This is a genomic window from Streptomyces sp. NPDC028711 (assembly GCF_055565415.1).
In genome coordinates, this window is record NZ_JBVHUJ010000012.1 from 149,652 (window position 1) to 173,518 (window position 23,867).

The 23,867-nt window shown below is 70.8% G+C and carries 28 protein-coding genes and 5 tRNA genes; 25 read left to right on the forward strand and 8 right to left on the reverse strand.

Annotation, left to right across the window (positions count from 1 at the left end):
- Nucleotides 1-51: 51 nt before the first annotated feature.
- The 5 genes from ACZ4VK_RS30630 (at nt 52) to ACZ4VK_RS30650 (ending at nt 598) form a co-directional block, all read left to right on the forward strand.
- A tRNA-Gln gene (locus ACZ4VK_RS30630) sits at nt 52-123 on the forward strand.
- Between the two features lie 43 nt (nt 124-166).
- Nucleotides 167-239 (forward strand) — tRNA-Glu (locus ACZ4VK_RS30635).
- 84 nt (nt 240-323) lie between these two features.
- A tRNA-Glu gene (locus tag ACZ4VK_RS30640) sits at nt 324-396 on the forward strand.
- A 14-nt stretch (nt 397-410) separates the two neighbouring features.
- Nucleotides 411-482: transfer RNA gene (locus tag ACZ4VK_RS30645), tRNA-Gln, on the forward strand.
- A 43-nt stretch (nt 483-525) separates the two neighbouring features.
- A tRNA-Glu gene (locus ACZ4VK_RS30650) sits at nt 526-598 on the forward strand.
- Between the two features lie 128 nt (nt 599-726).
- Here the strand turns inward: ACZ4VK_RS30650 and ndgR are convergent.
- Entirely contained in the window at nt 727-1,443 is a 717-nt protein-coding gene (gene ndgR, locus ACZ4VK_RS30655) for an IclR family transcriptional regulator NdgR (RefSeq protein ID WP_015036427.1), read from the reverse strand.
- A 140-nt stretch (nt 1,444-1,583) separates the two neighbouring features.
- Here ndgR and leuC point away from each other — a divergent pair, with 140 nt between their 5' ends.
- The 4 genes from leuC to ACZ4VK_RS30675 all read left to right on the forward strand — a co-directional run bounded on the left by leuC (nt 1,584) and on the right by ACZ4VK_RS30675 (nt 4,791).
- Complete coding sequence (gene leuC, locus ACZ4VK_RS30660) at nt 1,584-3,008, forward strand: 3-isopropylmalate dehydratase large subunit (protein ID WP_468359147.1); 1,425 nt, start codon at nt 1,584-1,586, stop codon at nt 3,006-3,008.
- A gap of 6 nt (nt 3,009-3,014) precedes the next feature.
- Entirely contained in the window at nt 3,015-3,608 is a 594-nt protein-coding gene (gene leuD / locus ACZ4VK_RS30665; protein WP_468359150.1) for a 3-isopropylmalate dehydratase small subunit, read from the forward strand.
- 104 nt (nt 3,609-3,712) lie between these two features.
- Nucleotides 3,713-3,940 (forward strand): SCO5555 family protein, encoded by a 228-nt coding sequence (locus tag ACZ4VK_RS30670; protein ID WP_030206244.1) that lies wholly within the window; start codon nt 3,713-3,715, stop codon nt 3,938-3,940.
- Between the two features lie 143 nt (nt 3,941-4,083).
- Nucleotides 4,084-4,791 (forward strand): HU family DNA-binding protein, encoded by a 708-nt coding sequence (locus ACZ4VK_RS30675; protein WP_468359153.1) that lies wholly within the window; start codon nt 4,084-4,086, stop codon nt 4,789-4,791.
- A gap of 90 nt (nt 4,792-4,881) precedes the next feature.
- On the opposite strand, the gene ACZ4VK_RS30680 is transcribed toward ACZ4VK_RS30675, so the two are convergent.
- A complete protein-coding gene (locus tag ACZ4VK_RS30680) occupies nt 4,882-5,091 on the reverse strand; it encodes a hypothetical protein (protein WP_468359156.1) in 210 nt (69 codons plus the stop codon).
- Nucleotides 5,092-5,101: 10 nt separating this feature from the next.
- On the reverse strand, nt 5,102-5,767 hold the full coding sequence (cofC, locus tag ACZ4VK_RS30685) for a 2-phospho-L-lactate guanylyltransferase (protein WP_468359159.1): 666 nt from the start codon (nt 5,765-5,767) through the stop codon (nt 5,102-5,104).
- A gap of 127 nt (nt 5,768-5,894) precedes the next feature.
- Between cofC and ACZ4VK_RS30690 the strand changes: the two genes are divergently transcribed.
- The 3 genes from ACZ4VK_RS30690 to ACZ4VK_RS30700 all read left to right on the forward strand — a co-directional run bounded on the left by ACZ4VK_RS30690 (nt 5,895) and on the right by ACZ4VK_RS30700 (nt 8,875).
- Nucleotides 5,895-6,647 (forward strand): lysophospholipid acyltransferase family protein, encoded by a 753-nt coding sequence (locus ACZ4VK_RS30690; protein ID WP_468359162.1) that lies wholly within the window; start codon nt 5,895-5,897, stop codon nt 6,645-6,647.
- Nucleotides 6,644-7,645, forward strand: a complete 1,002-nt coding sequence (locus tag ACZ4VK_RS30695; protein ID WP_468359165.1) for an NAD(P)H-dependent glycerol-3-phosphate dehydrogenase — start codon at nt 6,644-6,646, stop codon at nt 7,643-7,645. The genes ACZ4VK_RS30690 and ACZ4VK_RS30695 overlap by 4 nt, the downstream gene beginning before the upstream one ends.
- Before the next feature lie 90 nt (nt 7,646-7,735).
- The gene (locus ACZ4VK_RS30700; RefSeq protein ID WP_468359167.1) at nt 7,736-8,875 is read left to right on the forward strand and encodes a D-alanine--D-alanine ligase family protein; all 1,140 of its coding nucleotides are present in this window, start codon (nt 7,736-7,738) and stop codon (nt 8,873-8,875) included.
- Between the two features lie 35 nt (nt 8,876-8,910).
- Here ACZ4VK_RS30700 and ACZ4VK_RS30705 read toward each other — a convergent pair whose 3' ends face one another.
- Together ACZ4VK_RS30705 and ACZ4VK_RS30710 are read right to left on the reverse strand one after the other, a co-directional pair.
- Nucleotides 8,911-9,390 (reverse strand): DUF3515 domain-containing protein, encoded by a 480-nt coding sequence (locus ACZ4VK_RS30705; RefSeq protein WP_468359517.1) that lies wholly within the window; start codon nt 9,388-9,390, stop codon nt 8,911-8,913.
- A gap of 23 nt (nt 9,391-9,413) precedes the next feature.
- On the reverse strand, nt 9,414-9,647 hold the full coding sequence (locus ACZ4VK_RS30710) for an Lrp/AsnC family transcriptional regulator (RefSeq protein WP_073819077.1): 234 nt from the start codon (nt 9,645-9,647) through the stop codon (nt 9,414-9,416).
- A 233-nt stretch (nt 9,648-9,880) separates the two neighbouring features.
- On the opposite strand from ACZ4VK_RS30710, the gene ACZ4VK_RS30715 reads away from it, so the two are divergent.
- Nucleotides 9,881-10,843 (forward strand): thiamine-phosphate kinase, encoded by a 963-nt coding sequence (locus ACZ4VK_RS30715; protein ID WP_468359170.1) that lies wholly within the window; start codon nt 9,881-9,883, stop codon nt 10,841-10,843.
- Complete coding sequence (gene thiD / locus ACZ4VK_RS30720) at nt 10,840-11,640, forward strand: bifunctional hydroxymethylpyrimidine kinase/phosphomethylpyrimidine kinase (RefSeq protein ID WP_468359173.1); 801 nt, start codon at nt 10,840-10,842, stop codon at nt 11,638-11,640. The genes ACZ4VK_RS30715 and thiD overlap by 4 nt, the downstream gene beginning before the upstream one ends.
- A gap of 122 nt (nt 11,641-11,762) precedes the next feature.
- Here thiD and rpmB read toward each other — a convergent pair whose 3' ends face one another.
- A complete protein-coding gene (rpmB, locus tag ACZ4VK_RS30725) occupies nt 11,763-11,948 on the reverse strand; it encodes a 50S ribosomal protein L28 (RefSeq protein WP_003957616.1) in 186 nt (61 codons plus the stop codon).
- Nucleotides 11,949-12,222: 274 nt separating this feature from the next.
- Between rpmB and ACZ4VK_RS30730 the strand changes: the two genes are divergently transcribed.
- The 9 genes from ACZ4VK_RS30730 (at nt 12,223) to mutM (ending at nt 21,177) form a co-directional block, all read left to right on the forward strand.
- Nucleotides 12,223-13,833 carry a DAK2 domain-containing protein gene (locus ACZ4VK_RS30730; RefSeq protein ID WP_468359175.1) on the forward strand — a complete coding sequence of 537 codons (1,611 nt, stop codon included), beginning with the start codon at nt 12,223-12,225 and terminating at the stop codon, nt 13,831-13,833.
- Between the two features lie 59 nt (nt 13,834-13,892).
- Nucleotides 13,893-16,085, forward strand: a complete 2,193-nt coding sequence (recG, locus tag ACZ4VK_RS30735) for an ATP-dependent DNA helicase RecG (protein WP_468359178.1) — start codon at nt 13,893-13,895, stop codon at nt 16,083-16,085.
- A gap of 66 nt (nt 16,086-16,151) precedes the next feature.
- The gene (rsmD, locus tag ACZ4VK_RS30740) at nt 16,152-16,733 is read left to right on the forward strand and encodes a 16S rRNA (guanine(966)-N(2))-methyltransferase RsmD (protein WP_468359181.1); all 582 of its coding nucleotides are present in this window, start codon (nt 16,152-16,154) and stop codon (nt 16,731-16,733) included.
- 26 nt (nt 16,734-16,759) lie between these two features.
- A complete protein-coding gene (gene coaD, locus ACZ4VK_RS30745) occupies nt 16,760-17,239 on the forward strand; it encodes a pantetheine-phosphate adenylyltransferase (protein WP_181399519.1) in 480 nt (159 codons plus the stop codon).
- Nucleotides 17,240-17,349: 110 nt separating this feature from the next.
- On the forward strand, nt 17,350-18,399 hold the full coding sequence (locus tag ACZ4VK_RS30750; RefSeq protein WP_468359184.1) for a cell division initiation protein: 1,050 nt from the start codon (nt 17,350-17,352) through the stop codon (nt 18,397-18,399).
- Nucleotides 18,400-18,570: 171 nt separating this feature from the next.
- Entirely contained in the window at nt 18,571-19,191 is a 621-nt protein-coding gene (locus ACZ4VK_RS30755; protein ID WP_468359187.1) for a YceD family protein, read from the forward strand.
- A 2-nt stretch (nt 19,192-19,193) separates the two neighbouring features.
- On the forward strand, nt 19,194-19,367 hold the full coding sequence (gene rpmF, locus ACZ4VK_RS30760; protein ID WP_015036448.1) for a 50S ribosomal protein L32: 174 nt from the start codon (nt 19,194-19,196) through the stop codon (nt 19,365-19,367).
- A gap of 20 nt (nt 19,368-19,387) precedes the next feature.
- Complete coding sequence (rnc, locus tag ACZ4VK_RS30765) at nt 19,388-20,200, forward strand: ribonuclease III (RefSeq protein ID WP_468359190.1); 813 nt, start codon at nt 19,388-19,390, stop codon at nt 20,198-20,200.
- Nucleotides 20,201-20,316: 116 nt separating this feature from the next.
- Nucleotides 20,317-21,177 carry a bifunctional DNA-formamidopyrimidine glycosylase/DNA-(apurinic or apyrimidinic site) lyase gene (gene mutM, locus ACZ4VK_RS30770; RefSeq protein ID WP_468359193.1) on the forward strand — a complete coding sequence of 287 codons (861 nt, stop codon included), beginning with the start codon at nt 20,317-20,319 and terminating at the stop codon, nt 21,175-21,177.
- A 14-nt stretch (nt 21,178-21,191) separates the two neighbouring features.
- Here mutM and ACZ4VK_RS30775 read toward each other — a convergent pair whose 3' ends face one another.
- Together ACZ4VK_RS30775 and ACZ4VK_RS30780 are read right to left on the reverse strand one after the other, a co-directional pair.
- A complete protein-coding gene (locus tag ACZ4VK_RS30775) occupies nt 21,192-21,578 on the reverse strand; it encodes a winged helix-turn-helix transcriptional regulator (protein WP_468359196.1) in 387 nt (128 codons plus the stop codon).
- Nucleotides 21,579-21,669: 91 nt separating this feature from the next.
- Nucleotides 21,670-22,632, reverse strand: coding sequence for a CAP domain-containing protein (locus tag ACZ4VK_RS30780; RefSeq protein ID WP_468359198.1), 963 nt, complete (start codon nt 22,630-22,632; stop codon nt 21,670-21,672).
- Nucleotides 22,633-22,812: 180 nt separating this feature from the next.
- Between ACZ4VK_RS30780 and ACZ4VK_RS30785 the strand changes: the two genes are divergently transcribed.
- Both ACZ4VK_RS30785 and ACZ4VK_RS30790 read left to right on the forward strand, forming a co-directional pair.
- Nucleotides 22,813-23,094, forward strand: coding sequence for an acylphosphatase (locus ACZ4VK_RS30785; RefSeq protein ID WP_468359201.1), 282 nt, complete (start codon nt 22,813-22,815; stop codon nt 23,092-23,094).
- A gap of 390 nt (nt 23,095-23,484) precedes the next feature.
- Nucleotides 23,485-23,703 carry a hypothetical protein gene (locus ACZ4VK_RS30790; protein WP_030206333.1) on the forward strand — a complete coding sequence of 73 codons (219 nt, stop codon included), beginning with the start codon at nt 23,485-23,487 and terminating at the stop codon, nt 23,701-23,703.
- The last annotated feature ends 164 nt before the right edge of the window (nt 23,704-23,867 follow it).

A 23,867-nucleotide genomic window follows, 5' to 3' on the forward strand; every position in this document is an offset into this window, starting at 1 on the left:
CCCGGAAAGCGCAAGCCGAGCAAGATCCCCCTGGCGGGGAAGTTGCCCCGGTGGCCTATGGTGTAATTGGCAGCACGACGGTTTCTGGTTCCGTTAGTCTTGGTTCGAGTCCAGGTAGGCCAGCTCGCAGAGCTTCATCTGCATGTACGCGGATCTCATCCGCAAGGCCCCCGTTGTGTAGCGGCCTAGCACGCCGCCCTCTCAAGGCGGTAGCGCCGGTTCGAATCCGGTCGGGGGTACAGATCCATCCTGTAGATCATTTGGGTAGCTCCCGGTGAATCCACGGTGACATCACCCGGCTCCGGCCGGGTGGGATCGCTAGGGCCCCCGTTGTGTAGCGGCCTAGCACGCCGCCCTCTCAAGGCGGTAGCGCCGGTTCGAATCCGGTCGGGGGTACGGTTCAACAACCATGGCCTATGGTGTAATTGGCAACACTACGGTTTCTGGTACCGTCATTCTTGGTTCGAGTCCAGGTAGGCCAGCTCGCAGAGCTTCATCTGCATGTACGCGGATCTCATCCGCAAGGCCCCCGTTGTGTAGCGGCCTAGCACGCCGCCCTCTCAAGGCGGTAGCGCCGGTTCGAATCCGGTCGGGGGTACAAGACGAAGAAGCCCTTCCCTTCGGGGGAGGGCTTCTTCGCTGTCCGGCTGCGGTACGCACAACTCCGGCCCACCGCTGCGGCGTTGGAGCGGTGGGCCGGGGAACGAACAGAGGGAGAGGGGTACGTCAGCCGGTGCGGCGGAGCGCCTCGGAGAGGCGGGCGGCGGCGTCGATGACCGCCTGGGCGTGCATACGGCCCGGGTGGCGCGTCAGACGCTCGATCGGCCCGGAGACCGAGACGGCGGCCACCACGCGGTTCGACGGGCCGCGTACGGGCGCGGAGACGGACGCCACGCCCGGCTCCCGCTCGCCGATCGACTGGGCCCAGCCGCGGCGCCGTACGCCCGACAGGGCCGTCGCCGTGAAGCGGGCGCCCTGGAGGCCGCGGTGCAGCCGCTCGGGCTCCTCCCAGGCCATCAGGATCTGCGCCGAGGAGCCGGCCTTCATCGTCAGCGTCGAGCCGACCGGGACGGTGTCCCGCAGGCCCGAGAGACGCTCGGCCGCCGCCACGCAGATGCGCATGTCGCCCTGCCGCCGGTAGAGCTGGGCGCTCTCGCCGGTGACGTCGCGCAGATGCGTCAGTACCGGGCCCGCGGTCGCGAGCAGGCGGTCCTCGCCGGCCGCGGCGGCGAGCTCCGCCAGGCGCGGTCCGAGGATGAACCGGCCCTGCATGTCACGCGCCACCATCCGGTGGTGTTCCAGTGCCACGGCGAGACGATGTGCCGTGGGTCGTGCGAGTCCCGTCGCCGCGACCAGTCCTGCGAGGGTGGCCGGACCGGACTCCAGGGCGCTCAGGACAAGGGCTGCCTTGTCGAGAACGCCTACGCCGCTAGAGTTGTCCATGCAACGATATTCACGTCTCACTCTGTGAAACGCAAGTTCAATTTTCCGAGGATCTTGTCACTCTGGTGAGGCGGCCGCACAACGGCTCGCGAAACGGGTCTCTAGTGGTGTCGGCGCAGCCGCCGGCCGGAGGGAAAGCGATGGGTAGGACACTCGCGGAGAAGGTCTGGGACGACCATGTCGTCCGGCGCGCCGAAGGCGAGCCCGACCTCCTCTTCATCGATCTGCACCTGCTGCACGAGGTGACCAGCCCCCAGGCCTTCGACGGCCTGCGTCAGAACGGCCGGCAGGTGCGGCGCCTCGACCTCACCATCGCCACCGAGGACCACAACACCCCGACCCTCGACATCGACAAGCCGATCGCCGACCCGGTCTCCCGCGCACAGCTGGAGACCCTCCGCAAGAACTGTGCCGACTTCGGCGTGCGGCTGCACCCGCTGGGCGACGTCGAGCAGGGCGTCGTCCACGTGGTGGGACCGCAGCTGGGCCTGACCCAGCCCGGCACCACCGTGGTCTGCGGCGACTCCCACACCTCCACGCACGGCGCCTTCGGCGCGCTGGCCTTCGGCATCGGCACCAGCCAGGTCGAGCACGTGCTCGCCACCCAGACGCTGCCCCTGGCCCGCCCGAAGACCATGGCCATCACCGTGGACGGCGAGCTGCCCGAGGACGTCACCGCCAAGGACCTGATCCTGGCGATCATCGCGAAGATCGGCACCGGCGGCGGCCAGGGCTACATCCTCGAGTACCGGGGCTCCGCCATCGAGAAACTCTCGATGGAGGCCCGGATGACCATCTGCAACATGTCGATCGAGGCCGGCGCCCGCGCGGGCATGATCGCCCCCGACGAGACCACCTTCGCCTACCTGAAGGGCCGCGCCCACGCCCCCGAGGGCGAGGACTGGGACGCCGCCGTCGCGTACTGGAAGACCCTGAAGTCCGACGAGGACGCCGTCTTCGACGCCGAGGTCGTCATCGACGCCGCCTCGCTGGCGCCGTTCGTCACCTGGGGCACCAACCCCGGCCAGGGCGCGCCGCTTTCGGCGAACGTCCCCGACCCGGCTTCGTACGAAGACGCTTCGGAGCGCAACGCCGCCGAAAAGGCCCTGGAATACATGGGGTTGACCGCCGGGCAGCCGCTGCGCGACATCAAGGTCGACACCGTCTTCGTAGGCTCCTGCACCAACGGCCGCATCGAGGACCTGCGCAACGCCGCCGGCCTGCTCGAGGGCCGCAAGGTCGCCGACGGGGTCCGCATGCTGGTCGTCCCCGGCTCCGTCCGGGTCGCCCTGCAGGCCGTTGAGGAGGGCCTGGACAAGGTCTTCAAGGAGGCCGGCGCCGAATGGCGGCACGCGGGCTGCTCGATGTGTCTGGGCATGAACCCCGACCAACTGGCGCCCGGTGAGCGCTCCGCGTCCACCTCCAACCGCAACTTCGAGGGTCGGCAGGGCAAGGGCGGCCGGACCCACCTGGTCTCGCCCCAGGTCGCCGCCGCCACCGCCGTCCTGGGCCACCTGGCCTCCCCGGCCGATCTGTCCGACGTCGCCACCACCGCGGGGGTCTGAGGAACCATGGAAGCTTTCACCACGCACACCGGCCGGGCCGTCCCGCTGCGCCGCAGCAACGTCGACACCGACCAGATCATCCCGGCGCACTGGCTGAAGAAGGTCACCCGCGACGGCTTCGAGGACGGCCTCTTCGAGGCCTGGCGCAAGGACTCCGAGTTCATCCTCAACCGCCCCGAGCGGCAGGGTGCCTCGGTCCTGGTCGCCGGCCCCGACTTCGGCACCGGCTCCTCCCGTGAGCACGCCGTCTGGGCGCTCCAGAACTACGGCTTCCAGACGGTCATCTCCTCCCGCTTCGCCGACATCTTCCGCGGCAACTCGCTGAAGAACGGCCTGCTCACCGTGGTCCTGCCGCAGGAGACCGTGGACGCGCTCTGGGAGCTGACCGAGGCCGACCCGACCGCCGAGGTCACCGTCGACCTGGAGCAGCGGAAGGTCCTGGCCGAGGGGATCGACGCCGACTTCGAGCTCGACGAGAACGCCCGCTGGCGGCTCCTGAACGGGCTCGACGACATCAGCCTCACCCTTCAGAACGAAGCCGACATCGCGGCCTACGAGGCGGACCGGCCGGCCCACAAGCCCCGTACAATTACGGTCTGAGCAGCGCTTTTCCAAGACTGCGCCCCCCACCGTCCGGTGGGGGGCGCAGTCGCTTGTTGAGACCCTGTCGGGCGACAACTCGCCCTAGATGGCACAATCGGTGCATGGAACGCGACAGCCAACTCGAGCTCTACGAGGCAGTCGCCGCCCGATTGAAGGAAGCGCACACAAGAGTGCGCTCACTGCAAGTCCCGGAGGGCGTAAGGATGGCGCTGTCCCGGAAGCTGCTGGTCGTGACGGCCGCGGCGAAGCACGATCTCAAGGACGCGGCAGCGCGTCTGGACCGGTTGATGAAGGACCTCGACGAGGGCCGATTCCCAGAGGACGACTGACACCAGGAACTCCGCAGCGGATCTTCCGCGTTGCGGCACTAGGGTGATTAGACCGTTTCGTGTTTGATTTGCGGTATATACATGCCTAACGTGCGAAAAAGCTTGAACACTTTCGTTCTGGCAATGTCTCCGAAGGGGAAGACGTGAACAAGGCGCAGCTCGTAGAAGCGATTGCCGACAAGATGGGCGGTCGCCAGCAGGCCGCCGAAGCCGTCGACCACGTGCTTGACGCCATCGTGCGTGCCGTGGTCGGGGGCGACCGGGTCTCGGTGACGGGTTTCGGCTCGTTCGAGAAGGTCGACCGTCCGGCCCGCTACGCCCGTAACCCGCAGACGGGTGAGCGGGTGCGGGTCAAGAAGACCTCGGTCCCGCGCTTCCGTGCAGGTCAGGGCTTCAAGGACCTGGTCAGCGGCTCGAAGAAGCTCCCCAAGGGCGGCGAGGTCTCCGTCAAGAAGGCCCCCAAGGGCAGCCTCACCGGTGGCGCCTCCGCCACCGTGAAGAAGGCCGCCGCCAAGAAGGCCACCACCGCCAAGAAGGCCGCCGCGAAGAAGGCGACGCCGGCGAAGAAGACCACCGCGGCGGCCGCCAAGAAGGCGACCCCCGCGAAGAAGACCACCACGGCGGCCGCGAAGAAGGCGACCCCCGCGAAGAAGGCGACCCCGGCCGCGGCGAAGAAGACCGCGAACGGCGCCGCCAAGAAGGCCACCACGGCCGCCGCCGCCAAGAAGGCGACCAAGGCCGCCGCCAAGAAGACCGCGCCCGCGGCGAAGAAGGCCACGGCGACGAAGGCGCCCGCCAAGAAGACGACGGCGCGCAAGACGACCGCCAAGAAGACCGCCGCCAAGAAGTAGGACGAGCGGTACCGATCCGCCGGGCCGGGCTCCCTCCGGGGAGCCCGGCCCGCGGCGCGTCCGAGTGCCCGGCGCGTGGGGAGGTGCCGGTCAGAAGGTCTGCAGGGTCACCAGGGTGATCCGCGGGGCGGCCCCGGAGGCGCCGGGCTCCACCTCGATCCGCACCCGCTGCCCCGGGCGCAGCAGCCGCAGCCCGCCCGCCTCGAAGGCCTCCGCCCCGAACTCCACGGGGGTGCCGTCGTCGAGCAGCACACTGCCGCTGCGGGTCTCGGGGTCGTACGTGAACGCGGTCGCCTGCATGGGCCGCAGCCTATCCGGCCGCCGACAGCCACCGGGCGGCCGTCCGCGGGCCGAGCCCCAGGGCCCCGGCCACCGCCAGATCCGCACCGGTGTCCACGTCCCGGCGTACGGAATCCACCCCGGCGAGCGTGATTTCCACCGCCCCCGAAGACAAATGCCGGAGCCTCGACGCACCTCCGAATGCCGGTTCCAATTCCACCCCCGGAGCCGCCGAGAGGAATGTCGTACCTATTTCGGCGGCATCCGCGAGAAATGCTCTCGGAAATTTCCGGGCCACGTCGAGCACCCGGGCCAGCTCCTCCGGCCGCAGCGCCGGCAGATCCGCGTTGAGCGCCGCCACGCGCGCGTACCGCCGCCGGGACCGCACGGCACGGACCCCGTGCGCGAGGGCCGCGTTGAGCCCCGCCGCCGGGGTGTCCGGAACGATGCGGGCACCCAGGGCGGCCAGGGCCGCGGCGGCCTCGGGATCGTCCGTGACGACCGCCACATCCCGTACGGGGGCGCAGTTGAGGGCCGCCCCCACGGTGTCCTCGGCGAACGCCAGCGCGAGCCGCGGGCGCAGCCGGGATCCGGCCGCCGCGGCCAGCCGGCTCTTCGCCAGGGCAAGGGGCTTCAGGGGGACGATCAGGGACCAGCGGTCGTCCGCGTCCGGGCGCGTGGCGTGCGGTGGCTTCATCGGGGCCCATTCTGTCCCGCCCACACGTTCTCCCGGAGGGCCCGGGGCGTACGGTGTCACTCGACAGAGCAGGAGCATGGGGCGACACTTGACCCCCTGCCAGCCAGTCCCGGAGAAAGGTGTCCGAGTGCCCCGCCGCAGAATCGGCTTCTGGTACCGCCTCGCGGCGGTCATCGCCAAACCCCCCCTGGTGGTTCTGTTCAAGCGGGACTGGCGCGGTATGGAGCACATTCCGGCCGACGGCGGATTCATCACCGCGGTCAACCACAACTCCTACCTGGACCCGCTGTCCTACGCGCACTACCAGTACAACACCGGCCGCGTCCCGCGCCTCCTCGCCAAGGCGGCCCTCTTCAAGGCCCCCTTCGTCGGCATGATGCTGCGCGGCACCGGCCAGATCCCCGTCTACCGCGAGACGACGAACGCGCTCGACGCGTTCCGCGCCGCCGTCGACGCCATCGAGCGCGGCGAGTGCGTCGCCTTCTACCCCGAGGGCACCCTGACCCGCGACCCCGACATGTGGCCCATGGCCGGCAAGACCGGCGCCGCGCGCGTCGCGCTGCTCACCCGGGCCCCCGTCATCCCGGTGGCCCAGTGGGGTGCCAACCTCGCGATGCCGCCGTACGCCAAGGAGAACAAGCTCAGCCTGTTCCCCCGCAAGACGCTGATCGTGCAGGCCGGTCCGCCCGTCGACCTCTCCCGCTTCCACGGACTCGAGCCGACGCCCGAGGTGCTCCGCGAGGCGACCGAGGTCATCATGGCCGACATCACCGCCCTCCTGGAGCAGATCAGGGGCGAACAGGCGCCCGTCGAACCGTACGACCACCGCAAGGCCCGTCTCCAGCAGCGGCGCAAGGCGGCAGAGGGGGGCACCAAGTGACCAAGGCAGCCGTCTTCGGCAACGGATCCTGGGGCACCGCCTTCGCGATGGTGCTCGCCGACGCGGGATGCGAGGTGAGCCTCTGGGGCCGCCGCGCCGAACTCGCCAAGGAGATCAACACCTCCCGCACCAACCCTGACTACCTGCCCGGAGTCGAACTCCCGGCCACCGTCACGGCCACCGCCGACCCGGCCGAGGCCGCCCACGACGCCGACTTCACCGTCCTCGTCGTGCCCTCCCAGACCCTCCGCGGCAACCTCGCCGCCTGGGCCCCGGTGCTCGCCCCCGACACCGTCCTCGTCTCCCTCATGAAGGGCGTCGAACTCGGCACCGCCAAGCGGATGAGCGAGGTCATCACCGAGGTCGCCGACGTGCCCGCGGAGCGCGTGGCCGTCCTCACGGGCCCCAACCTGGCCAAGGAGATCGCCGCCCGGCAGCCCGCGGCCGCCGTCGTCGCCTGCGTCGACGAGACGGTCGCCCAGCGGCTCCAGACCGCCTGCATGACCCCGTACTTCCGGCCGTACACCAACACCGACGTGGTGGGCTGCGAGCTCGGCGGCGCCGTGAAGAACGTCATCGGCCTCGCCGTCGGCATCGCCAACGGCATGGGCCTCGGCGACAACTCCAAGGCCACGCTCATCACGCGCGGCCTCGCCGAGACCACCCGCCTCGGCCTCGCCATGGGCGCCGACCCGCTCACCTTCTCCGGCCTCGCCGGCCTCGGCGACCTGGTCGCCACCTGCTCCTCGCCGCTCTCCCGGAACAACACCTTCGGCACCAACCTCGGCCGCGGGATGACCCTCCAGGAGACCATCGCGGCCACCAAGCAGACCGCCGAGGGCGTCAAGTCCTGCGAGTCCGTGCTCGATCTGGGCCGCCGCCACGGCGTCGACATGCCCATCACCGAGACCGTCGTCTCGATCGTCCACGACGGCAAGCCGCCGATCGTCGCCCTCAAGGAACTGATGTCGCGCTCGGCCAAGCCCGAACGCCGCTGAGGCGTCGGTGACGCGCCCGCTGCGCCGTACGCGCGCGGTGGCAGCGGGGCGCTCAGGAGTTCGGGAGCCGCAGGGTACGCTCATCGCGATATGAGCGAGAACACCCAGAGCCCCCGCAAGCCGCGCGTGGCCGTCGTCTTCGGCGGACGCAGCTCCGAGCACGCCATCTCCGTCGTCACGGCGGGCGCCGTCCTGAGCGCCATCGACCGGGACAAGTACGACGTGCTGCCCATCGGCATCACGACGGACGGGCGCTGGGCGCTCACCGCCGACGCCCCGGAGCGCATGGCCATCGCCGACCGCGCCCTGCCGAACGTCGCCGACCTGGCCGAGTCCGCGAAGGGCGGCGTCGTCCTCTCCGTCGACCCGGCCAACCGCGAAGTCGTCCTCAGCGAGCCCGGCGCCGTACCGAAGGCCCTCGGCGAGGTCGACGTGGTCTTCCCGATGCTCCACGGCCCCTACGGCGAGGACGGCACCCTCCAGGGCCTCCTGGAGCTCTCCGGTGTCCCCTACGTCGGCGCGGGCGTCCTCGCCTCCGCCGTCGGCCAGGACAAGGAGTACATGAAGCGGGTCTTCGTCTCCTTCGGCCTCCCGGTCGGCCCGTACGAGGTCATCCGGCCCCGTGAGTGGGAGCAGAACCCGGCCGCCGCCCGCAAGCGGATCGTCGAGTTCGCCGCCGACCACGGCTGGCCGCTCTTCGTGAAGCCGGCCCGCGGTGGCTCCTCGATGGGCATCACCAAGGTCGACGACCTCTCCGGCCTCGACGAGGCGATCGAGGAGGCCCGCCGCCACGACCCGAAGATCCTCGTCGAGTCGCTGCTGCGCGGCCGCGAGATCGAGTGCGGCGTCCTGGAGTTCGAGGACGGCCCGCGCGCCAGCGTGCCGGCCGAGATCCCGCCCGTCACCGACCACGACTTCTACGACTTCGAGGCCAAGTACATCGACTCGGCCTCCGGCATCGTGCCCGCCCCGATCGGGGACGAGGCCACCGCCGAGGTCCAGCGCCTGGCCGTCGCCGCCTACGAGGCCGTCTCCTGCGAGGGTCTGGTCCGCGCCGACTTCTTCCTCACCGACGACGGCGACTTCGTCATCAACGAGATCAACACCATGCCGGGCTTCACGCCCATCTCCATGTACCCGCGCATGTGGCAGGAGAGCGGCGTCGACTACCCCGAGCTCGTCGACCGGCTCATCCAGGCCGCGCTGAACCGCTCCACGGGCCTGCGCTGACCGGACCGGAAACGGAAAGACCGTGCCACCGCCTCTCAGAGGCTCGGCGGCACGGTCTTCCGCACGGGAGCGGCGAGGTCGGCGAGGGGCGTCACGTCGTGCGCGAACCGCTCGCCGAGGGTCACCTCGACATACGTCTTCCGGTACGTCGAGGTGAAACGGGGCCCGCTGCCCTCGGGGCGCTCCAGCATCCAGTTCACCCCGTTCGCCTCGACGCCCTGCGCCTTGGGGTCGCTCATCTTTTCGGGCCGGGGGACCCCGCAGCGCAGTACGATCGCACCGTCGCCCCAGCCGGCGGTCAGCTCGGAGCCGGGCTCCGGGTCACTCCGCTCAAGACCCGCCACGGTGTCGGGAAGCTCCTTCGCCAGGGCCTGGCAGAAGGCGGCCTCCACCGCGGGGGGGCTTGGAACCACGACGGACGCCGAGGCGTCCGACGAGGAGCAGCCGGCGGCGGCCGGCAGCAGGACGGCGACCGCCACGGCGGCGGACAGGCCGAAAGGCCGGTGGGAAGACATCACCGGCCAAGCGTAGACGGGGGCTACAGATGAACGACCGGGCAGGTGAGGGTGCGCGTGATGCCGTCCACTTGCTGGACCTTCGCGACCACCATGCGGCCGAGCTCGTCGACCGTGTCCGCCTGCGCGCGCACGATGACGTCGTACGGACCGGTCACGTCTTCCGCCTGGAGCACCCCCGGGATCTTGGAGATGGTGTCGGCGACGATCGACGCCTTGCCCACCTCGGTCTGAATAAGGATGTACGCCTGAACCACGGAACCTCCAGGGCGACCACGAGGATCTTGTGGGAGAAAGAGACGCCACGGTACCGCGTCGCCGCGGGCCACGGGGAGACCCGCGTGTCCCGGGGCACTGCCGGGGTGGCGTACGCAGGACAGAAGTTGACGGTCTACTTGACGGTACCCAGCACGGTGACGGCCCGCGACCCGCGGCGCGAGACGACGCGCCCCCGCACGCCGGCCGGCACGAAGACACGAGGTGAGGCGCGGTGAAGGGCACAGTCGGAGAGCTCGGCGAGTTCGGGCTCATCAGGGAGCTCACATCGCGGCTCACCTCCACCCCGGCGGTACGGATCGGGCCGGGCGACGACGCCGCGGTGGTCTCCGCCCCCGACCGGCGCGTGGTCGCCAGCACGGACATCCTCCTCGAGGGACGCCACTTCCGCCGCGACTGGTCCACGGCGTACGACGTCGGCCGCAAGGCCGCCGCGCAGAACCTCGCCGACATCGCCGCCATGGGCGCGGTCCCCACCGCGCTCCTCCTCGGCCTGGTCGTCCCCGCCGAACTCCCCGTCACCTGGGCCACCGAACTCATGGACGGCCTCCGCGACGAATGTCAGGTCGCGGGCGCGGCGGTCGTCGGCGGCGACGTCGTCCGCGGCGACTCGATCATGGTCTCCATCACCGCCCTCGGCGACCTGCGCAACCACGACCCGGTGACCCGCGGCGGCGCCCAGCCCGGCGACGTCGTCGCCTACACCGGCTGGCTCGGCTGGTCCGCCGCCGGCTACGCGGTCCTCTCCCGCGGCTTCCGCTCCCCGCGCGCCTTCGTCGAGGCCCACCGCAGGCCCGAACCGCCGTACCACGCGGGTCCCGCCGCCGCCGGTCTCGGCGCCACCGCCATGTGCGACGTCAGCGACGGCCTGATCGCGGACCTCGGGCACATCGCCGAGGCCAGCAAGGTCCGCATCGACCTGCGGTCGGGACTCATCGACATCCCCACCCAGATGAACGACATCGGCCAGGCCGTCGGCGTCGACCCCATGCAGTGGGTGCTCACCGGGGGAGAGGACCACGCCATCGTGGCCACCTTCCCGGCCGACGTGAAGCTCCCCGCCCGCTGGAAGGTCATCGGCGAGGTCCTCAACCCCTCCGCGCTGCCGCAGGTCACCGTGGACGGGGCGCCCTGGCACAGCGCGGGCGGCTGGGACCACTTCGGGGAGACGGAGTGACGTCCCGGCCCCCGCTGGTGCTGACCGTCGCCGGATCCGACTCCGGCGGCGGCGCCGGCATCCAGGCCGACCTGAAGACGATGCTCGCGCTCGGCGTCCACGGCATGAGCGTGCTCACCGCCGTCACCGCCCAGAACTCGCGGGGCGTCCAGGGCGTCTGGGAGCTGCCCGTGGAGGCCGTCCGCGCCCAGTACCGGGCCGTCGTCGACGACATCGGCGTCCAGGCGGTCAAGACCGGGATGCTGGCCACGGCGGCGCTCGTGGAGACCGTCGCAGGGCTGCTCGCCGATACCGACGCCCCGGTGGTCGTCGATCCGGTCGGCGTCTCCAAGCACGGGGACCCGCTGCTCGCCGAGAGCGCGCTCGACGCCGTACGGGAGAGGCTGCTGCCCCGGGCGACCGTCGCCACCCCCAACCTGGACGAGGTGGCACAGCTCACAGGCGTGCACGTCGTGTACGAGAGCGACATGCGGACCGCAGCCGAGGCGGTCCTGTCGTACGGGCCGCGCTGGGTCCTGATCAAGGGCGGGCACCTGCCCACCGGTCAGGAGGCCGTGGACCTGCTCACGGACGGCGCGGATGAGCACTGGCTGCGCGCCCCGCGCCACGACAACCGGCACACCCACGGGACGGGCTGCACGCTCGCGTCGGCGGTCGCGTCCGGGCTCGCCAGGGGGCTCGCGGTGCCGGAGGCGGTACGGGAGGCGAAGGAGTACGTGACCGGGGCCATCGGCGCCGGTTTCGCCCTGGGCTCGGGCATCGGCCCGGTCGACCACGGCTGGCGCTTCCGGGACTGACCGTCCACGGAGGCCTCGAAAGGTCCATGATCGTTTCCGGGCAAGGCAAAAGGCCGGTTCACCGAGGTGAACCGGCCCTTTCAAGGCAACCGCAGGGGCTGCGCTACGACAGAACGTCGCGATTAGCGCGAGACCTTGCCGGCCTTGATGCACGAGGTGCAGACGTTGAGCCGCTTCGGCGTCCGACCGACCACGGCACGCACGCGCTGGATGTTCGGGTTCCAGCGACGGGACGTACGGCGGTGCGAGTGCGAAATGTTGTTGCCGAAGCCCGGCCCCTTGCCGCAGACGTCGCAGTTGGCAGCCACGGGTCACTCCAAAAGCTTCAGGATTTACAGTGAATTCCGGCGCACCGGAATCAGGAGTCTGAAGTGGCTTGCCGGGGAACGGCCCGGTGTGAACCGGGCAACCGAAGCAGCATACAACGCCTGCCTCGGTGGAACGAAACTACCACGGTCTCCGCGGACCCCGCCCCGGGGCCAGGTCACTGGGGGTCCCCCTGCTCGAGCGAAGCCGAGAGCTTGGGGGAGGGGCACCCCGGGTCTACCCTGCGGTGAGCTCACCGCCGAAGGAGGACCCCCGTTGTCGCGAGCCCTTCAGCCCTTCGAGGAGCTCGTCGAGCTCGACGCCGAAGCGGTCCGCTCCTGGTCCGCGCGGACCCTGGACGCCCTCGGCCGGGAGCGCGAGGAGATCGACGCGATCAACGTCTACCCCGTCGCCGACGGGGACACCGGCACCAATCTGTACCTGACGGCGGAAGCCGCCCACCAGGCCGTCGAGGCCGTCTTCGCCGCCTCCGCGCCGGACACCGCCGAGACCGTACGGGCCATGGCGCACGGCGCCCTGCTCGGCGCCCGGGGGAACTCGGGAACGATCCTCTCCCAGCTCCTGCGCGGCATGGCCGGGGTGCTCACCGAGGGCTGTGACGGTGATCACCTCGCTCGCGCCCTCGCCGAGGCCGCGAGCGCGGCCCGACGGGCCGTCGCCCATCCCGTGGAGGGCACCATCCTCACGGTGGCCGCCGCCGCGGCCGTGGCCTGCGCCGCGGGCGGGGGACTCGTCGAGGTGGCGAGGAACGCCCACGACGGGGCCAGGACCGCCCTCGCGGCCACCTCGGGGCAGCTCGACGTCCTCGCACGCGCCGGAGTCGTCGACGCGGGCGGACAGGGCCTCGTGACGGTCCTCGGCGCCCTCCTGGAGACCGTGACCGGCCAGGCCCCGCCCCCCGCCGGTACGGCGGCGGTCATGCCCGCCCCCAGCGAGGAATGCCCCGCCGAGGGCGGACCCGCCTATGAGGTGATCTACCTCCTGGAGGCGGACGACACGGCCGTGGACCTGCTGCGGGCCCGGCTCGACGCGTTGGGGGAGTCCCTCGTCGTCGTCGGCGGCGACGGACTTTGGAACGTCCACGTGCACGTCGACGACGCCGGCGCCGCCGTCGAGGCCGGCGTCGAGGCCGGACGGCCCCACCGCATCCGGATCACCCACTTCGCGGCCGACGCCGCCGCCGACGGGGGCCGAGCGGAACGCGCTCAGCGCGCGGTCGTCGCCGTCGTCCCCGGCGAGGGCCTCGCCGGCCTCTGCGCGGAGGCGGGCGCGACCACCGTACGGACCCGGCCCGGCGAACCGCCCGCGGGCGACGAACTCCTCGACGCGATCCGCCGGGCCCACGCGCGCGAGGTCGTCCTCCTGCCCAACGACACCGAGCTGCGGCAGACCGCCACGGCCGCCGCCGAACGGGCCAGGGCCGAGGGCATCCGCGTCGCCCTCATCCCCACCCGGGCCGCCGTCCAGGGCATCGCCGCCCTCGCCGTCCACGAACCCGACCGCCGCTTCGACGAGGACGTCGTCGCCATGACGGCCGCCGCGGGCGCCACCCGCTACGCCGAACTCGCCGTCGCCGAACGCCAGTCCTTCACCTCCGCCGGCGTCTGCCAGGCCGGCGACGTCCTCGGCCTCATCGAGGGCGACGTCGCCGTCATCGGCAAGGACCTCACCGAGACGGCCCGCACGGTCCTCGACCGGATGCTCTCGGCCGGCGGCGAACTCGTCACCCTCGTCGTCGCCGACGACACACCGCCCGAGCTCGCCGCCGACCTGGAACGCCATGTCCGGCGCGGCTACCTGGCCGTCGACACCACCACGTACCACGCGGGCGCGGGGGCCCCGCCGCTGCTCATCGGGGTGGAATAGGGCCCGTTCCCGACGCTTGTCCACAGGGTTCTGCGCGACTGTCGGTCCCTTGGTGTGGAATGGAACGCGTGCCCGCGCTCGACGAACCACTCAAGAAGTCCCTCGGCCCCGCCACCGCCAAGGTCATGGCCGAGGCACTCGACCTGCACACGGTCGGCGACCTGCTCCACCACTACCCCCGCCGGTACGCCGAGCGGGGCGAGCTGACCACGCTCTCCGACCTGCCGCTCGACGAGCACGTCACGGTCGTCGCGCAGGTCGCCGACGCCCGTGTGCTCACCTTCAACGGCGCCAAGGGGCGCGGCCAGCGCCTCGAAGTGACCATCACCGACGGCAGCGGCCGCCTCCAGCTGGTCTTCTTCGGCAAGGGCGTGCACAAGCCGCACAAGGACCTTCTGCCCGGCACCCGGGCGATGTTCTCCGGCAAGGTCTCGCTCTTCAACCGGCGCCTCCAGCTCGCCCATCCCGCGTACGAACTCCTACGCGGCGACGACGGGGAGGCCGTGGACACCTGGGCCGGGGCCCTCATCCCGATCTACCCGGCCACCACCAAGCTGGAGTCCTGGAAGATCGCCAAGGCCGTCGACGCCGTCCTGCCGAGCGCCGTCGACGCCGTCGACCCGCTCCCCGACGCCCTGCGCGAGGGCCGCGGCCTCGCCGAACTCCCCGAAGCCCTCCGGCTCATCCACCGGCCCCGCACCAAGGCCGACGTCGCCACCGCCCGCGAGCGCCTCAAGTGGGACGAGGCCTTCGTCCTCCAGGTCGCCCTCGCCCGGCGCAGACACGCCGACACCCAACTGCCCGCCGTCGCCCGCCGGCCGGTCCCCGACGGCATCCTCGACGCCTTCGACGCCAAGCTGCCCTTCACCCTCACCGACGGCCAGAAGAAGGTCTCCAAGGAGATCTTCGACGACCTCGCCACCGAACACCCCATGCACCGCCTCCTCCAGGGCGAAGTGGGCAGCGGAAAGACGATGGTCGCCCTGCGCGCGATGCTCGCCGTCGTCGACTCCGGGGGGCAGGCCGCGATGCTCGCCCCCACCGAGGTCCTCGCCCAGCAGCACCACCGCTCGGTCACCGAGATGATGGGCGAGCTCGCCGAGGGAGGCATGCTCGGCGGCGCCGAGCGGGCCACGAAGGTCGTCCTGCTCACCGGCTCCATGGGGGTGCCCGCCCGCCGGCAGGCCCTCCTCGACCTGGTCACGGGGGAGGCGGGCCTCGTCATCGGCACGCACGCGCTCATCGAGGACAAGGTCCAGTTCCACGACCTGGGCCTGGTCGTCGTCGACGAGCAGCACCGCTTCGGCGTCGAGCAGCGCGACGCCCTCCGGGGCAAGGGCAAGCAGCCCCCGCACCTCCTCGTCATGACCGCCACCCCCATCCCGCGGACCGTCGCCATGACGGTCTTCGGCGACCTGGAGACCTCCGTCCTCGACCAGCTGCCCGCAGGACGCTCCCCTATCGCCAGCCATGTCGTCCCCGCCGCCGACAAACCCCACTTCCTCACGCGCGCGTGGGAGCGCGTGCGCGAGGAGGTAGGGAAGGGACACCAGGCGTACGTGGTCTGCCCGCGCATCGGCGACGAGGAGGACCAGAAGAAGAAGGCCAAGGCGTCCGCGGAGGACGAGGCCGAGAAGCGCCCGCCGCTCGCCGTCCTCGACGTCGCCGAGAAGCTCCGCACCGGCCCCCTCGCCGGCCTCCGGATCGCCGTCCTGCACGGCCGGATGCACCCCGACGACAAGGACGACGTGATGCGCCGCTTCGCCGCGGGCGAGCTCGACGTCCTCGTCGCCACCACCGTCATCGAGGTCGGCGTCAACGTCCCCAACGCCACCGCCATGGTGATCACGGACGCGGACCGCTTCGGCGTCTCCCAGCTCCACCAGCTCCGCGGCCGCGTCGGCCGTGGTGCGGCCCCCGGGCTCTGCCTCCTCGTCAGCGAGATGCCCGAGGCGAGCCCCGCCCGGCAGCGGCTCAACGCCGTCGCCGCCACCCTCGACGGCTTCGAGCTCTCCCGCATCGACCTCGAACAGCGACGCGAGGGCGACGTCCTCGGCCAGGCCCAGTCCGGCGTCCGCTCCTCCCTGCGGGTGCTCACCGTCATCGAGGACGAGGAGGTCATCACCGCCGCCCGCGAGGAGGCCACCGCCCTCGTCCTCGCCGACCCGGACCTCACCGCCCACCCGGGCCTCCGCACGGCTTTGGACGCCCTCCTCAGCGAGGAGCGGGAGGAGTACCTGGAGAAGGGCTGACCCGGTGTGACCGAAAGCGCCATAAGCTATTGCACACGCCATAGGTTATGAAGAACGAGGACATCGATGACCCGCGTGATCGCCGGCACGGCAGGCGGGCGCCGCCTGGCTGTGCCGCCAGGCAACGGCACCCGCCCCACCTCCGACCGGGCGCGCGAGGGCCTCTTCTCCACCTGGGAGGCGTTCCACGGCCTCGCCGGGTCGCGCGTCGCCGACCTGTACGCGGGCTCCGGCGCCGTCGGCCTCGAGGCGCTCTCCCGTGGCGCCACCCACGCCCTGCTCGTGGAGGCGGACCCGCGCGCAGCGAAGACGATCCGGGACAACATCCGGTCGATCGGCCTGCCCGGCGCCGAACTCCGTACCGGCAAAGCGGAGCAGATCGTGACGGGACCGGCGCCGGCCGACCCGTACGACCTGGTCTTTCTCGATCCGCCGTACGCCGTGGGGGACGAGGATCTTCGCGAGATACTCCTCACACTGCGCTCAGGGGGCTGGCTGAGCGACGATGCCCTCGTCACCGTGGAGCGCAGCACCAGAGGCGGAGAATTCGGCTGGCCGGCCGGTTTCGAACCTATGCGGGCCCGTCGTTACGGCGAGGGAACGTTTTGGTACGGTCGCGCCGCCTCTACGTGCGAAGACGCACGATGACCGGACCGGAGAGCGAGGGACCCAAGTTGCGCCGCGCCGTCTGTCCGGGGTCATTCGACCCCATCACCAACGGACACCTCGACATCATCGCCCGAGCCTCCAAGCTGTACGACGTCGTACACGTCGCGGTGATGATCAACCAGTCGAAGAAGGGCCTGTTCACCGTCGACGAGCGGATCGAGCTGATCCGCGAGGTGACCGCCGACTTCGGCAACGTCGAGGTGGAGTCCTTCCACGGGCTACTCGTCGACTTCTGCAAGCAGCGAGACATCCCCGCCATCGTCAAGGGACTCCGCGCGGTCAGCGACTTCGACTACGAGCTGCAGATGGCCCAGATGAACAACGGCCTCACGGGCGTGGAGACCCTGTTCGTCCCCACCAACCCGACGTACAGCTTCCTCTCCTCCTCGCTGGTCAAGGAGGTGGCCGCCTGGGGCGGCGACGTCTCCCACCTGGTCCCCCCGACGGTCCTTCCCCGGCTGACCGAGCGCCTGGCGCGGAAGTGACGCCCGGCCATCGCTGCTGACACTCCGTCACCTGGTGTCGTACGGGCACCGACTGCCCTTACAGTCGTCCCGTCCGTCTCCATCCAGCTGTAGAGAGTGGCGAGCACCCGGTGGACGTACAGAAGAAGCTCGACGAGATCGTCGCGACCGTGCAGGGCGCCCGTTCCATGCCCATGTCGGCATCCTGCGTGGTCAACCGGGCCGAGCTGCTCGCCCTGCTCGAAGAGGTACGGGGGGCCCTGCCGGGGTCTCTCGCCCAGGCCCAGGAGCTGATCGGCGGCCGCGAGCAGCTGGTCGAGCAGGCCCGCCAGGAAGCCGAGCGGATCATCGAGGCCGCCCACGCCGAGCGGGGCTCGATCGTCTCCGACACCCAGGTGGCCCGGGAGTCCCAGGAGGAGGCCGACCGGATCCTCTCCGAGGCCCGCCGGGAGGCGGAGGAGGTCCGCGCGGAGGCCGACGACTACGTCGACTCCAAGCTCGCCAACTTCGAGGTCGTCCTCAACAAGACGATCGGCTCCGTCGACCGGGGCCGCGAGAAGCTCCTCGGCCGCGGTCCCGGCCTCGACCAGGACGGCTACGCGGACCCGGACGCCCCGGAGTACAGCTCCGACCCGGCGACCCTGATCAGCCGGGCCGACGAGTACGTCGACGCCAAGCTCGGCGCCTTCGAGGCCGTGCTCAGCAAGACCCTGGAGGCCGTCGGGCGCGGCCGGCAGAAGCTGCACGGCCGGATCGCCTCCGACGCCCTCGGTGAGCACATGGCCGCGCAGGACGGTCTCGGCGGTTCCGTGCACACCAGCGACGCCGACTACCTCGCGGGCCTCGCGGAGCTGTCCGACCCCGAGCCGGTGCAGATCCCGGCCCAGCAGCAGCCCCAGCACCAGCCCGACCCGTACGCGGCGTACCAGCAGGTCCAGCAGCAGCCCGACCCGTACGCCGCCTACCAGCAGGTCCAGCAGCAGCCCGACCCCTATGCCGCGTACCAGCAGCCGCAGCAGGCCGACCCGTACGGCTACCAGCAGCAGGACCCGTACGCGTACCAGCAGCCCGTCCAGCAGCCCGGCCAGCCTCAGCAGGGCGCCGCGCTCGACGAGACCAGCTTCTTCGACACGAGCATGATCGACCTGGAGCAGCTGCGCAGGTACGAACAGGGACAGTAGGGGTCCCAAGGGCCGGATTGGGCCCTGAGCGAAGCGTCCAGTATCCTGGCTCTTCGGTCGCGCGTATGCCCGCGATCCTTGCTGCCCACGTCAGGCAGCCTCCCCACGACGCAGAACGAATCGAAAGCAGGAAGAGCCCTGAGCACGCGCCTCGACCACCGCAACCCCCTCGTGTTCGACACGCACGAGCTGGGGCGGCGTCCTGGTGCCCTCCAGCGGATCTCGCGTTCGATCGAGGCCCCCACGGCCCTGGGCGTCGAAGGAGTGATCGGAGTGCCCGAGGGCGCTCCGGTGGAAATCGATCTCCGTCTTGAGTCGGTCATGGAAGGGGTGCTTGTCACAGGCACCGCCCGTGCATCGGCCGAGGGGGAGTGCGTAAGGTGTCTGGAGCCCGTCGAGCTGGAGCTCGACGTGGATTTCCAGGAGATGTTCTCGTACCCCGACTCCGACGACCGGGGCCGCTCCAAGGCGGCCGCGGACGACGAAGCCGAGGCAGACGAGGACATGATCCCCCTCGAGGACGGCATGTTCGACCTCGAACCCGTGCTGCGTGATGCGGTGGTGCTCGCACTGCCGATGCAGCCGGTGTGCCGGGAGGACTGTGCAGGCCTGTGCTCCGAATGTGGAGCCAACCTGAACGAGAACCCGGACCACCACCACGACGCCGTCGACGCTCGTTGGGCGGCATTGCAGGGACTCGCCGGTTCGCTGGGAACCGATGAGAAGGACAACATGAGCGGCAAAGCCTCTGACGGGGACGTCCGAAGCGCCGCCGAGAAGCAGGAGAAGTAGCCGTGGCTGTTCCGAAGCGGAAGATGTCGCGCAGCAACACGCGCCACCGCCGGTCGCAGTGGAAGGCTGCGGTCCCCACCCTGGTTTCGTGTGAGCGTTGCCAGGAGCCGAAGCTGCAGCACATCGCGTGCCCGAGCTGCGGCACCTACAACAAGCGCCAGGTCCTCTCGGTCTGATTGGGCTGGTGAGAGGCGCAATGTCTGAGTCCCGCAAGACGGACGACAAGACGGACCATGCCTCGTCCCACACGCTTCTGGAAGGGCGGCTCGGCTACAAGCTCGAGTCCGCCCTTCTGGTGCGTGCGCTGACCCACCGTTCGTTCGCGTACGAGAACGGCGGTCTGCCCACCAACGAGCGTCTCGAGTTCCTCGGGGACTCCGTGCTCGGCCTGGTGGTCACGGACACGCTGTACCGGACCCACCCCGACCTGCCGGAAGGCCAACTGGCCAAACTGCGGGCCGCGGTGGTCAACTCGCGTGCGCTGGCGGACGTGGGGCGCGACCTCGAACTCGGCTCCTTCATCCGGCTCGGCCGGGGCGAAGAGGGCACGGGGGGCCGGGACAAGGCGTCCATCCTCGCCGACACCCTTGAAGCGGTGATCGGCGCGGTCTATCTCGACCAGGGCCTCGACGCGGCGTCCGAGCTGGTTCACCGGCTCTTCGACCCGCTGATCGAGAAGTCCTCGAACCTCGGTGCGGGCCTGGACTGGAAGACCAGTCTCCAGGAACTCACCGCGGCCGAGGGTCTGGGTGTGCCGGAGTACCTCGTCTCGGAAGAGGGCCCCGACCACGAGAAGACCTTCACTGCTGCCGCCCGCGTCGGTGGTGTCTCGTACGGCACCGGCACCGGCCGCAGCAAGAAGGAAGCGGAACAGCAGGCGGCGGAGTCCGCGTGGCGCGCGATTCGCGCGGCCGCGGACGAACGCGCGGCGGCGGCGAAGGCCGCGGCCGAGTCGGGAACGGGAGAGGTCGCCGACCCCTCTCCGACCGTCCACCGGGCGTCGGCCTGACGGCCGCACCCACCGCTTCCCGAGAACCCCGCCCCAGGGCGGGGTTCTCGCTTTTCCGGCTCATGGCCCCCGGTAGGGTTGAAGCGCTGTCGAAGACGTCCGTCCGGAGGAGTCCCGTGCCCGAGCTGCCCGAGGTCGAGGTCGTACGGCGCGGTCTGGAGCGCTGGGTCGCCGGGCGGACCGTGGCCGAGGTCGAGGTGCTGCACCCGAGGGCCGTACGGCGTCATCCGGCGGGCGGCGAGGACTTCGCGGCCCGGCTGAAGGGGCAGCGGTTCGAGGTGGCGCGGCGACGCGGCAAGTACCTCTGGCTGCCGCTGGCCGACACCGGGACCTCCGTCCTCGGACACCTCGGCATGAGCGGGCAGCTGCTCGTGCAGCCCGAGGACGCCGCCGACGAGAAGCACCTGCGGATCCGGATCCGCTTCGCCGACTCCGCCGGCACCGAGCTCCGCTTCGTGGACCAGCGCACCTTCGGCGGGCTCTCGCTCCACGACCAGACCCCCGACGGGCTGCCCGACGTCATCGGGCACATCGCCCGTGACCCGCTGGATCCCGAGTTCGACGACGCCGTCTTCCAGAGCGCGCTGCGTCTGCGCCGTACGACCGTCAAGCGGGCGCTCCTCGACCAGTCGCTGATCAGCGGCGTCGGCAACATCTACGCCGACGAGGCGCTCTGGCGCGCCCGGCTGCACTACGACCGGCCGACCGCCACCCTGACGCGCCCGCGCTCGGCCGAGCTCCTCGGGCACATCAGGGACGTGATGAACGCGGCGCTCGCCGTCGGCGGCACCAGCTTCGACAGTCTGTACGTCAACGTCAACGGCGAATCCGGCTACTTCGACCGCTCCCTCGACGCCTACGGGCGCGAGGACGAGCCCTGCCGCCGCTGCGGTACGCCGATGAGACGGCGGGCCTGGATGAACCGCTCCAGCTACTTCTGCCCCCGCTGCCAGCGCCCGCCGCGCGTGACGGCGTAGCGAGCGTCGGTGCCTCAGACGGAGACGGGGGCCGCGCGCTCCGCGTCGTAGCTCTCCCGGGCCGCCTCGACCTGGGGCATCCGCCCCTCCACCAGCTCGATCAGACCGATCAGCCGCTCCGCAATCTCACGGCCGAGCGGGGTGAGCCGATAGTCGACCCGCGGCGGGTTGGTGGGCTGCGCCTCGCGATGGACGAGGCCGTCGCGCTCCAGGGCGTGAAGGGTCTGCGAGAGCATCTTCTCGCTCACGCCGTCGACCCGTCGCCGCAACTCGTTGAAGCGGAACGAGCCCTCGTGCAGCGCGCCCAGCGTCAGGCTCCCCCAGCGGCCCGTCACATGCTCGAGCGTCCCGCGCGAGGGGCAGGCCCGCGCGAAGACGTCGTAGGCGAGGTCGTCAGTCATGCCTTCCACCGTACTCCGGCGCAGCGCTCACCACCACGGGGGCGCTGTCCCTCGGCATGCGCTATCGGAAAGACAGTGCTCAGCCCCGGGCTCAGTAGCCGAAGTTCTGCGTCCACCAGGGGCCGCCGTCGCCGAAGTGGACGCCGACGCCGATGGTCGTGAAGTCGCAGTTCAGGATGTTGGCGCGGTGGCCGTCGCTGTTCATCCAGGACTCCATCACGGCCGCCGCGTCCGCCTGGCCGCGGGCGATGTTCTCGCCGCCCAGGCCTGAGATGCCCGCGTTCTGCGCGCGCACCCACGGTGTGGCCCCGTCCGGGTCCGTGTGGTCGAAGAAGCCCCGGGACGCCATGTCCGCGCTGAACGCCCCGGCAAGGGCGGCGAGCCGCGCGTCCGTGTTCACCGGGGTGCAGCCCACCTGGGAACGCTCGACGTTGACCAGACGCAGGACCTCGGCCTCGGCGGCCTCGCCCCGGTCGGCGGTGGAGGGGGCCCGGGTCTTCTCGACCGGTGCCTCGGTCGTCGGGGCGGGCTTCGGCGCGGGGGCCTTGGTGGAGGGCGCGGCCGTGATCCTCGGCGTCGTGGGCGCGGGCTTCGCGGTCTTCGTGGGCTTCGGGGCCGGCTTCGTGGGCTTGGGAGCCGCCGGCTTCGTCGGCGTGGCCTTGGGGGTCGCCTTCGGTGTCGCCTTCGGGCTCGGCTTCGTGGACGGGGTGGCCGACGGCGAGGCCGTCCTGCCGCTGCCCGATCCCGTACGCGTGCCGGACTCGCCCGCCGGGGTCTGGGTGGCCCCGCCCTGGGTCGTCAGTTCCGGGGCCTGCCGGGACTGGCTCGGCGGCTCGCTCGTGCCGGCGCTGCCGACCGTGAACGTGTCCCCGCCGGGCAGCAGGCCGGAGGCGACGGCGATGGCGCCGATCGCGACCGCGGCGGAGGCGCCGAGCAGGCCGGTGCGCACGGGTGTGCCGAGCCGCTTGCGGCGGGCACCCCGGTGCTGGTGGTCCGTACCGGCCGCGTAGTCTTCTGCGGCGGGTGCGGCTCCGGCGCGACGGTGGCGTCCCATCTGCTCTGCCTTCCTCTGCTGGTTCTGCTGGGCTTTGCTGATCTTTGCTGTCGGCACCGTTGAGGACCGTCAGTCGAACAGTGCGCGCCCGAACGGGTGAGGCGTGTTCGGTCGGGACTGTAGTCCATGGGCGACCGGTGCAACGTGCTGATCTGGCAATCCGCCCGCTAGCGTGCAGTCATGAGTGATGATGTACGGATGACCGCCTGGGTGCGCGGCCGGGTACAGGGAGTGGGCTTCCGCTGGTTCACCAGGGCAAACGCTTTGGAGATCGGCGGCCTGGTCGGCTTCGCCCTGAACCTCGATGACGGCCGTGTGCAGGTCGTGGCCGAAGGGTCGCGTGAGAATTGCCACCGTCTGCTGGCCTGGCTCCGCTCGGCCGACACACCCGGGCGCGTGGACGGAGTCACTGAGATCTGGGCCACGCCGCGCGGCGGCTACGACACCTTCGCCATCCGCTGAGCCCTCCGCGCCGGTGCCCCGTCCGGTGACCGAGAGGGGCGCCGGGCGGACGCGCGGTAACAGGGGTCTGACGGGGGAAAGTCCCTGGTGGTTGCCAAGAAGCGCCCGTCGTGGAAGGCTGCCCGGTAAGGATGATCGCGACGCCCTGAGGCACCGAGTCTGCGAGGCCCCGCCGCCCATGGGGCGGCCCTGGACTCCTCGGTCGCCCCTTCGAACGGGGCGTGATCGTGTTGACCGTCAAACTTTTTGGTGAGACTCTGGAAGCCCCGCGCACCTTAGCTGTTTGGCAGTGGAACCGGCACGACAAGCAGTACTGCCGAGCACCGCGGGTGCGAATCCCTCACGACCCAACCGCTTCGGTCGGTCACTCATTGTGGAGGACCATCCATCATGGCAAAGGCGCTTCTCGGTTACGTCGGCGGCTCCGACCCGCGACTCCTCGCCGAGATGCGACGGCTTCAGCAGCGCGTCCAGGACCTCGAATCCGAGCTGGTACGGATCCAGTCCGAGAACGACTCGCTCGCCGCTGCCGCCGCTCATCACCAGGGAGAATCGTTGCTGAACAGCATCGACCTCGACGTACCCCAGGCGGAGCCTGCGCTCACCTGACAACCCAGCCCCGAGGGGCCAGGTGGGAAACACTCACGCCGGCACGGCCGACTGGACATCCACGTCGGTACAGCTGGACATGCAAGGGGCGCTTCGGCGTCCCTTCTCTCTTTCCCCCCACCGCTTCACCCACTGTTTCCCCCTCGTCCCCCCTCTTCTCATCC

Coding starts and splice junctions, on each gene's coding strand:
- ndgR (WP_015036427.1), bottom strand. CDS start 1,443: ATGGACAACTCTAGCGGCGTAGGCGTTCTCGACAAGGCAGCCCTTGTC.
- leuC (WP_468359147.1), top strand. CDS start 1,584: ATGGGTAGGACACTCGCGGAGAAGGTCTGGGACGACCATGTCGTCCGG.
- leuD (WP_468359150.1), top strand. CDS start 3,015: ATGGAAGCTTTCACCACGCACACCGGCCGGGCCGTCCCGCTGCGCCGC.
- ACZ4VK_RS30670 (WP_030206244.1), top strand. CDS start 3,713: ATGGAACGCGACAGCCAACTCGAGCTCTACGAGGCAGTCGCCGCCCGA.
- ACZ4VK_RS30680 (WP_468359156.1), bottom strand. CDS start 5,091: ATGCAGGCGACCGCGTTCACGTACGACCCCGAGACCCGCAGCGGCAGT.
- cofC (WP_468359159.1), bottom strand. CDS start 5,767: ATGAAGCCACCGCACGCCACGCGCCCGGACGCGGACGACCGCTGGTCC.
- ACZ4VK_RS30700 (WP_468359167.1), top strand. CDS start 7,736: ATGAGCGAGAACACCCAGAGCCCCCGCAAGCCGCGCGTGGCCGTCGTC.
- ACZ4VK_RS30705 (WP_468359517.1), bottom strand. CDS start 9,390: ATGTCTTCCCACCGGCCTTTCGGCCTGTCCGCCGCCGTGGCGGTCGCC.
- recG (WP_468359178.1), top strand. CDS start 13,893: ATGGAACGCGTGCCCGCGCTCGACGAACCACTCAAGAAGTCCCTCGGC.
- rsmD (WP_468359181.1), top strand. CDS start 16,152: ATGACCCGCGTGATCGCCGGCACGGCAGGCGGGCGCCGCCTGGCTGTG.
- rnc (WP_468359190.1), top strand. CDS start 19,388: ATGTCTGAGTCCCGCAAGACGGACGACAAGACGGACCATGCCTCGTCC.
- ACZ4VK_RS30775 (WP_468359196.1), bottom strand. CDS start 21,578: ATGACTGACGACCTCGCCTACGACGTCTTCGCGCGGGCCTGCCCCTCG.
- ACZ4VK_RS30780 (WP_468359198.1), bottom strand. CDS start 22,632: ATGGGACGCCACCGTCGCGCCGGAGCCGCACCCGCCGCAGAAGACTAC.
- ACZ4VK_RS30785 (WP_468359201.1), top strand. CDS start 22,813: ATGAGTGATGATGTACGGATGACCGCCTGGGTGCGCGGCCGGGTACAG.
- ACZ4VK_RS30790 (WP_030206333.1), top strand. CDS start 23,485: ATGGCAAAGGCGCTTCTCGGTTACGTCGGCGGCTCCGACCCGCGACTC.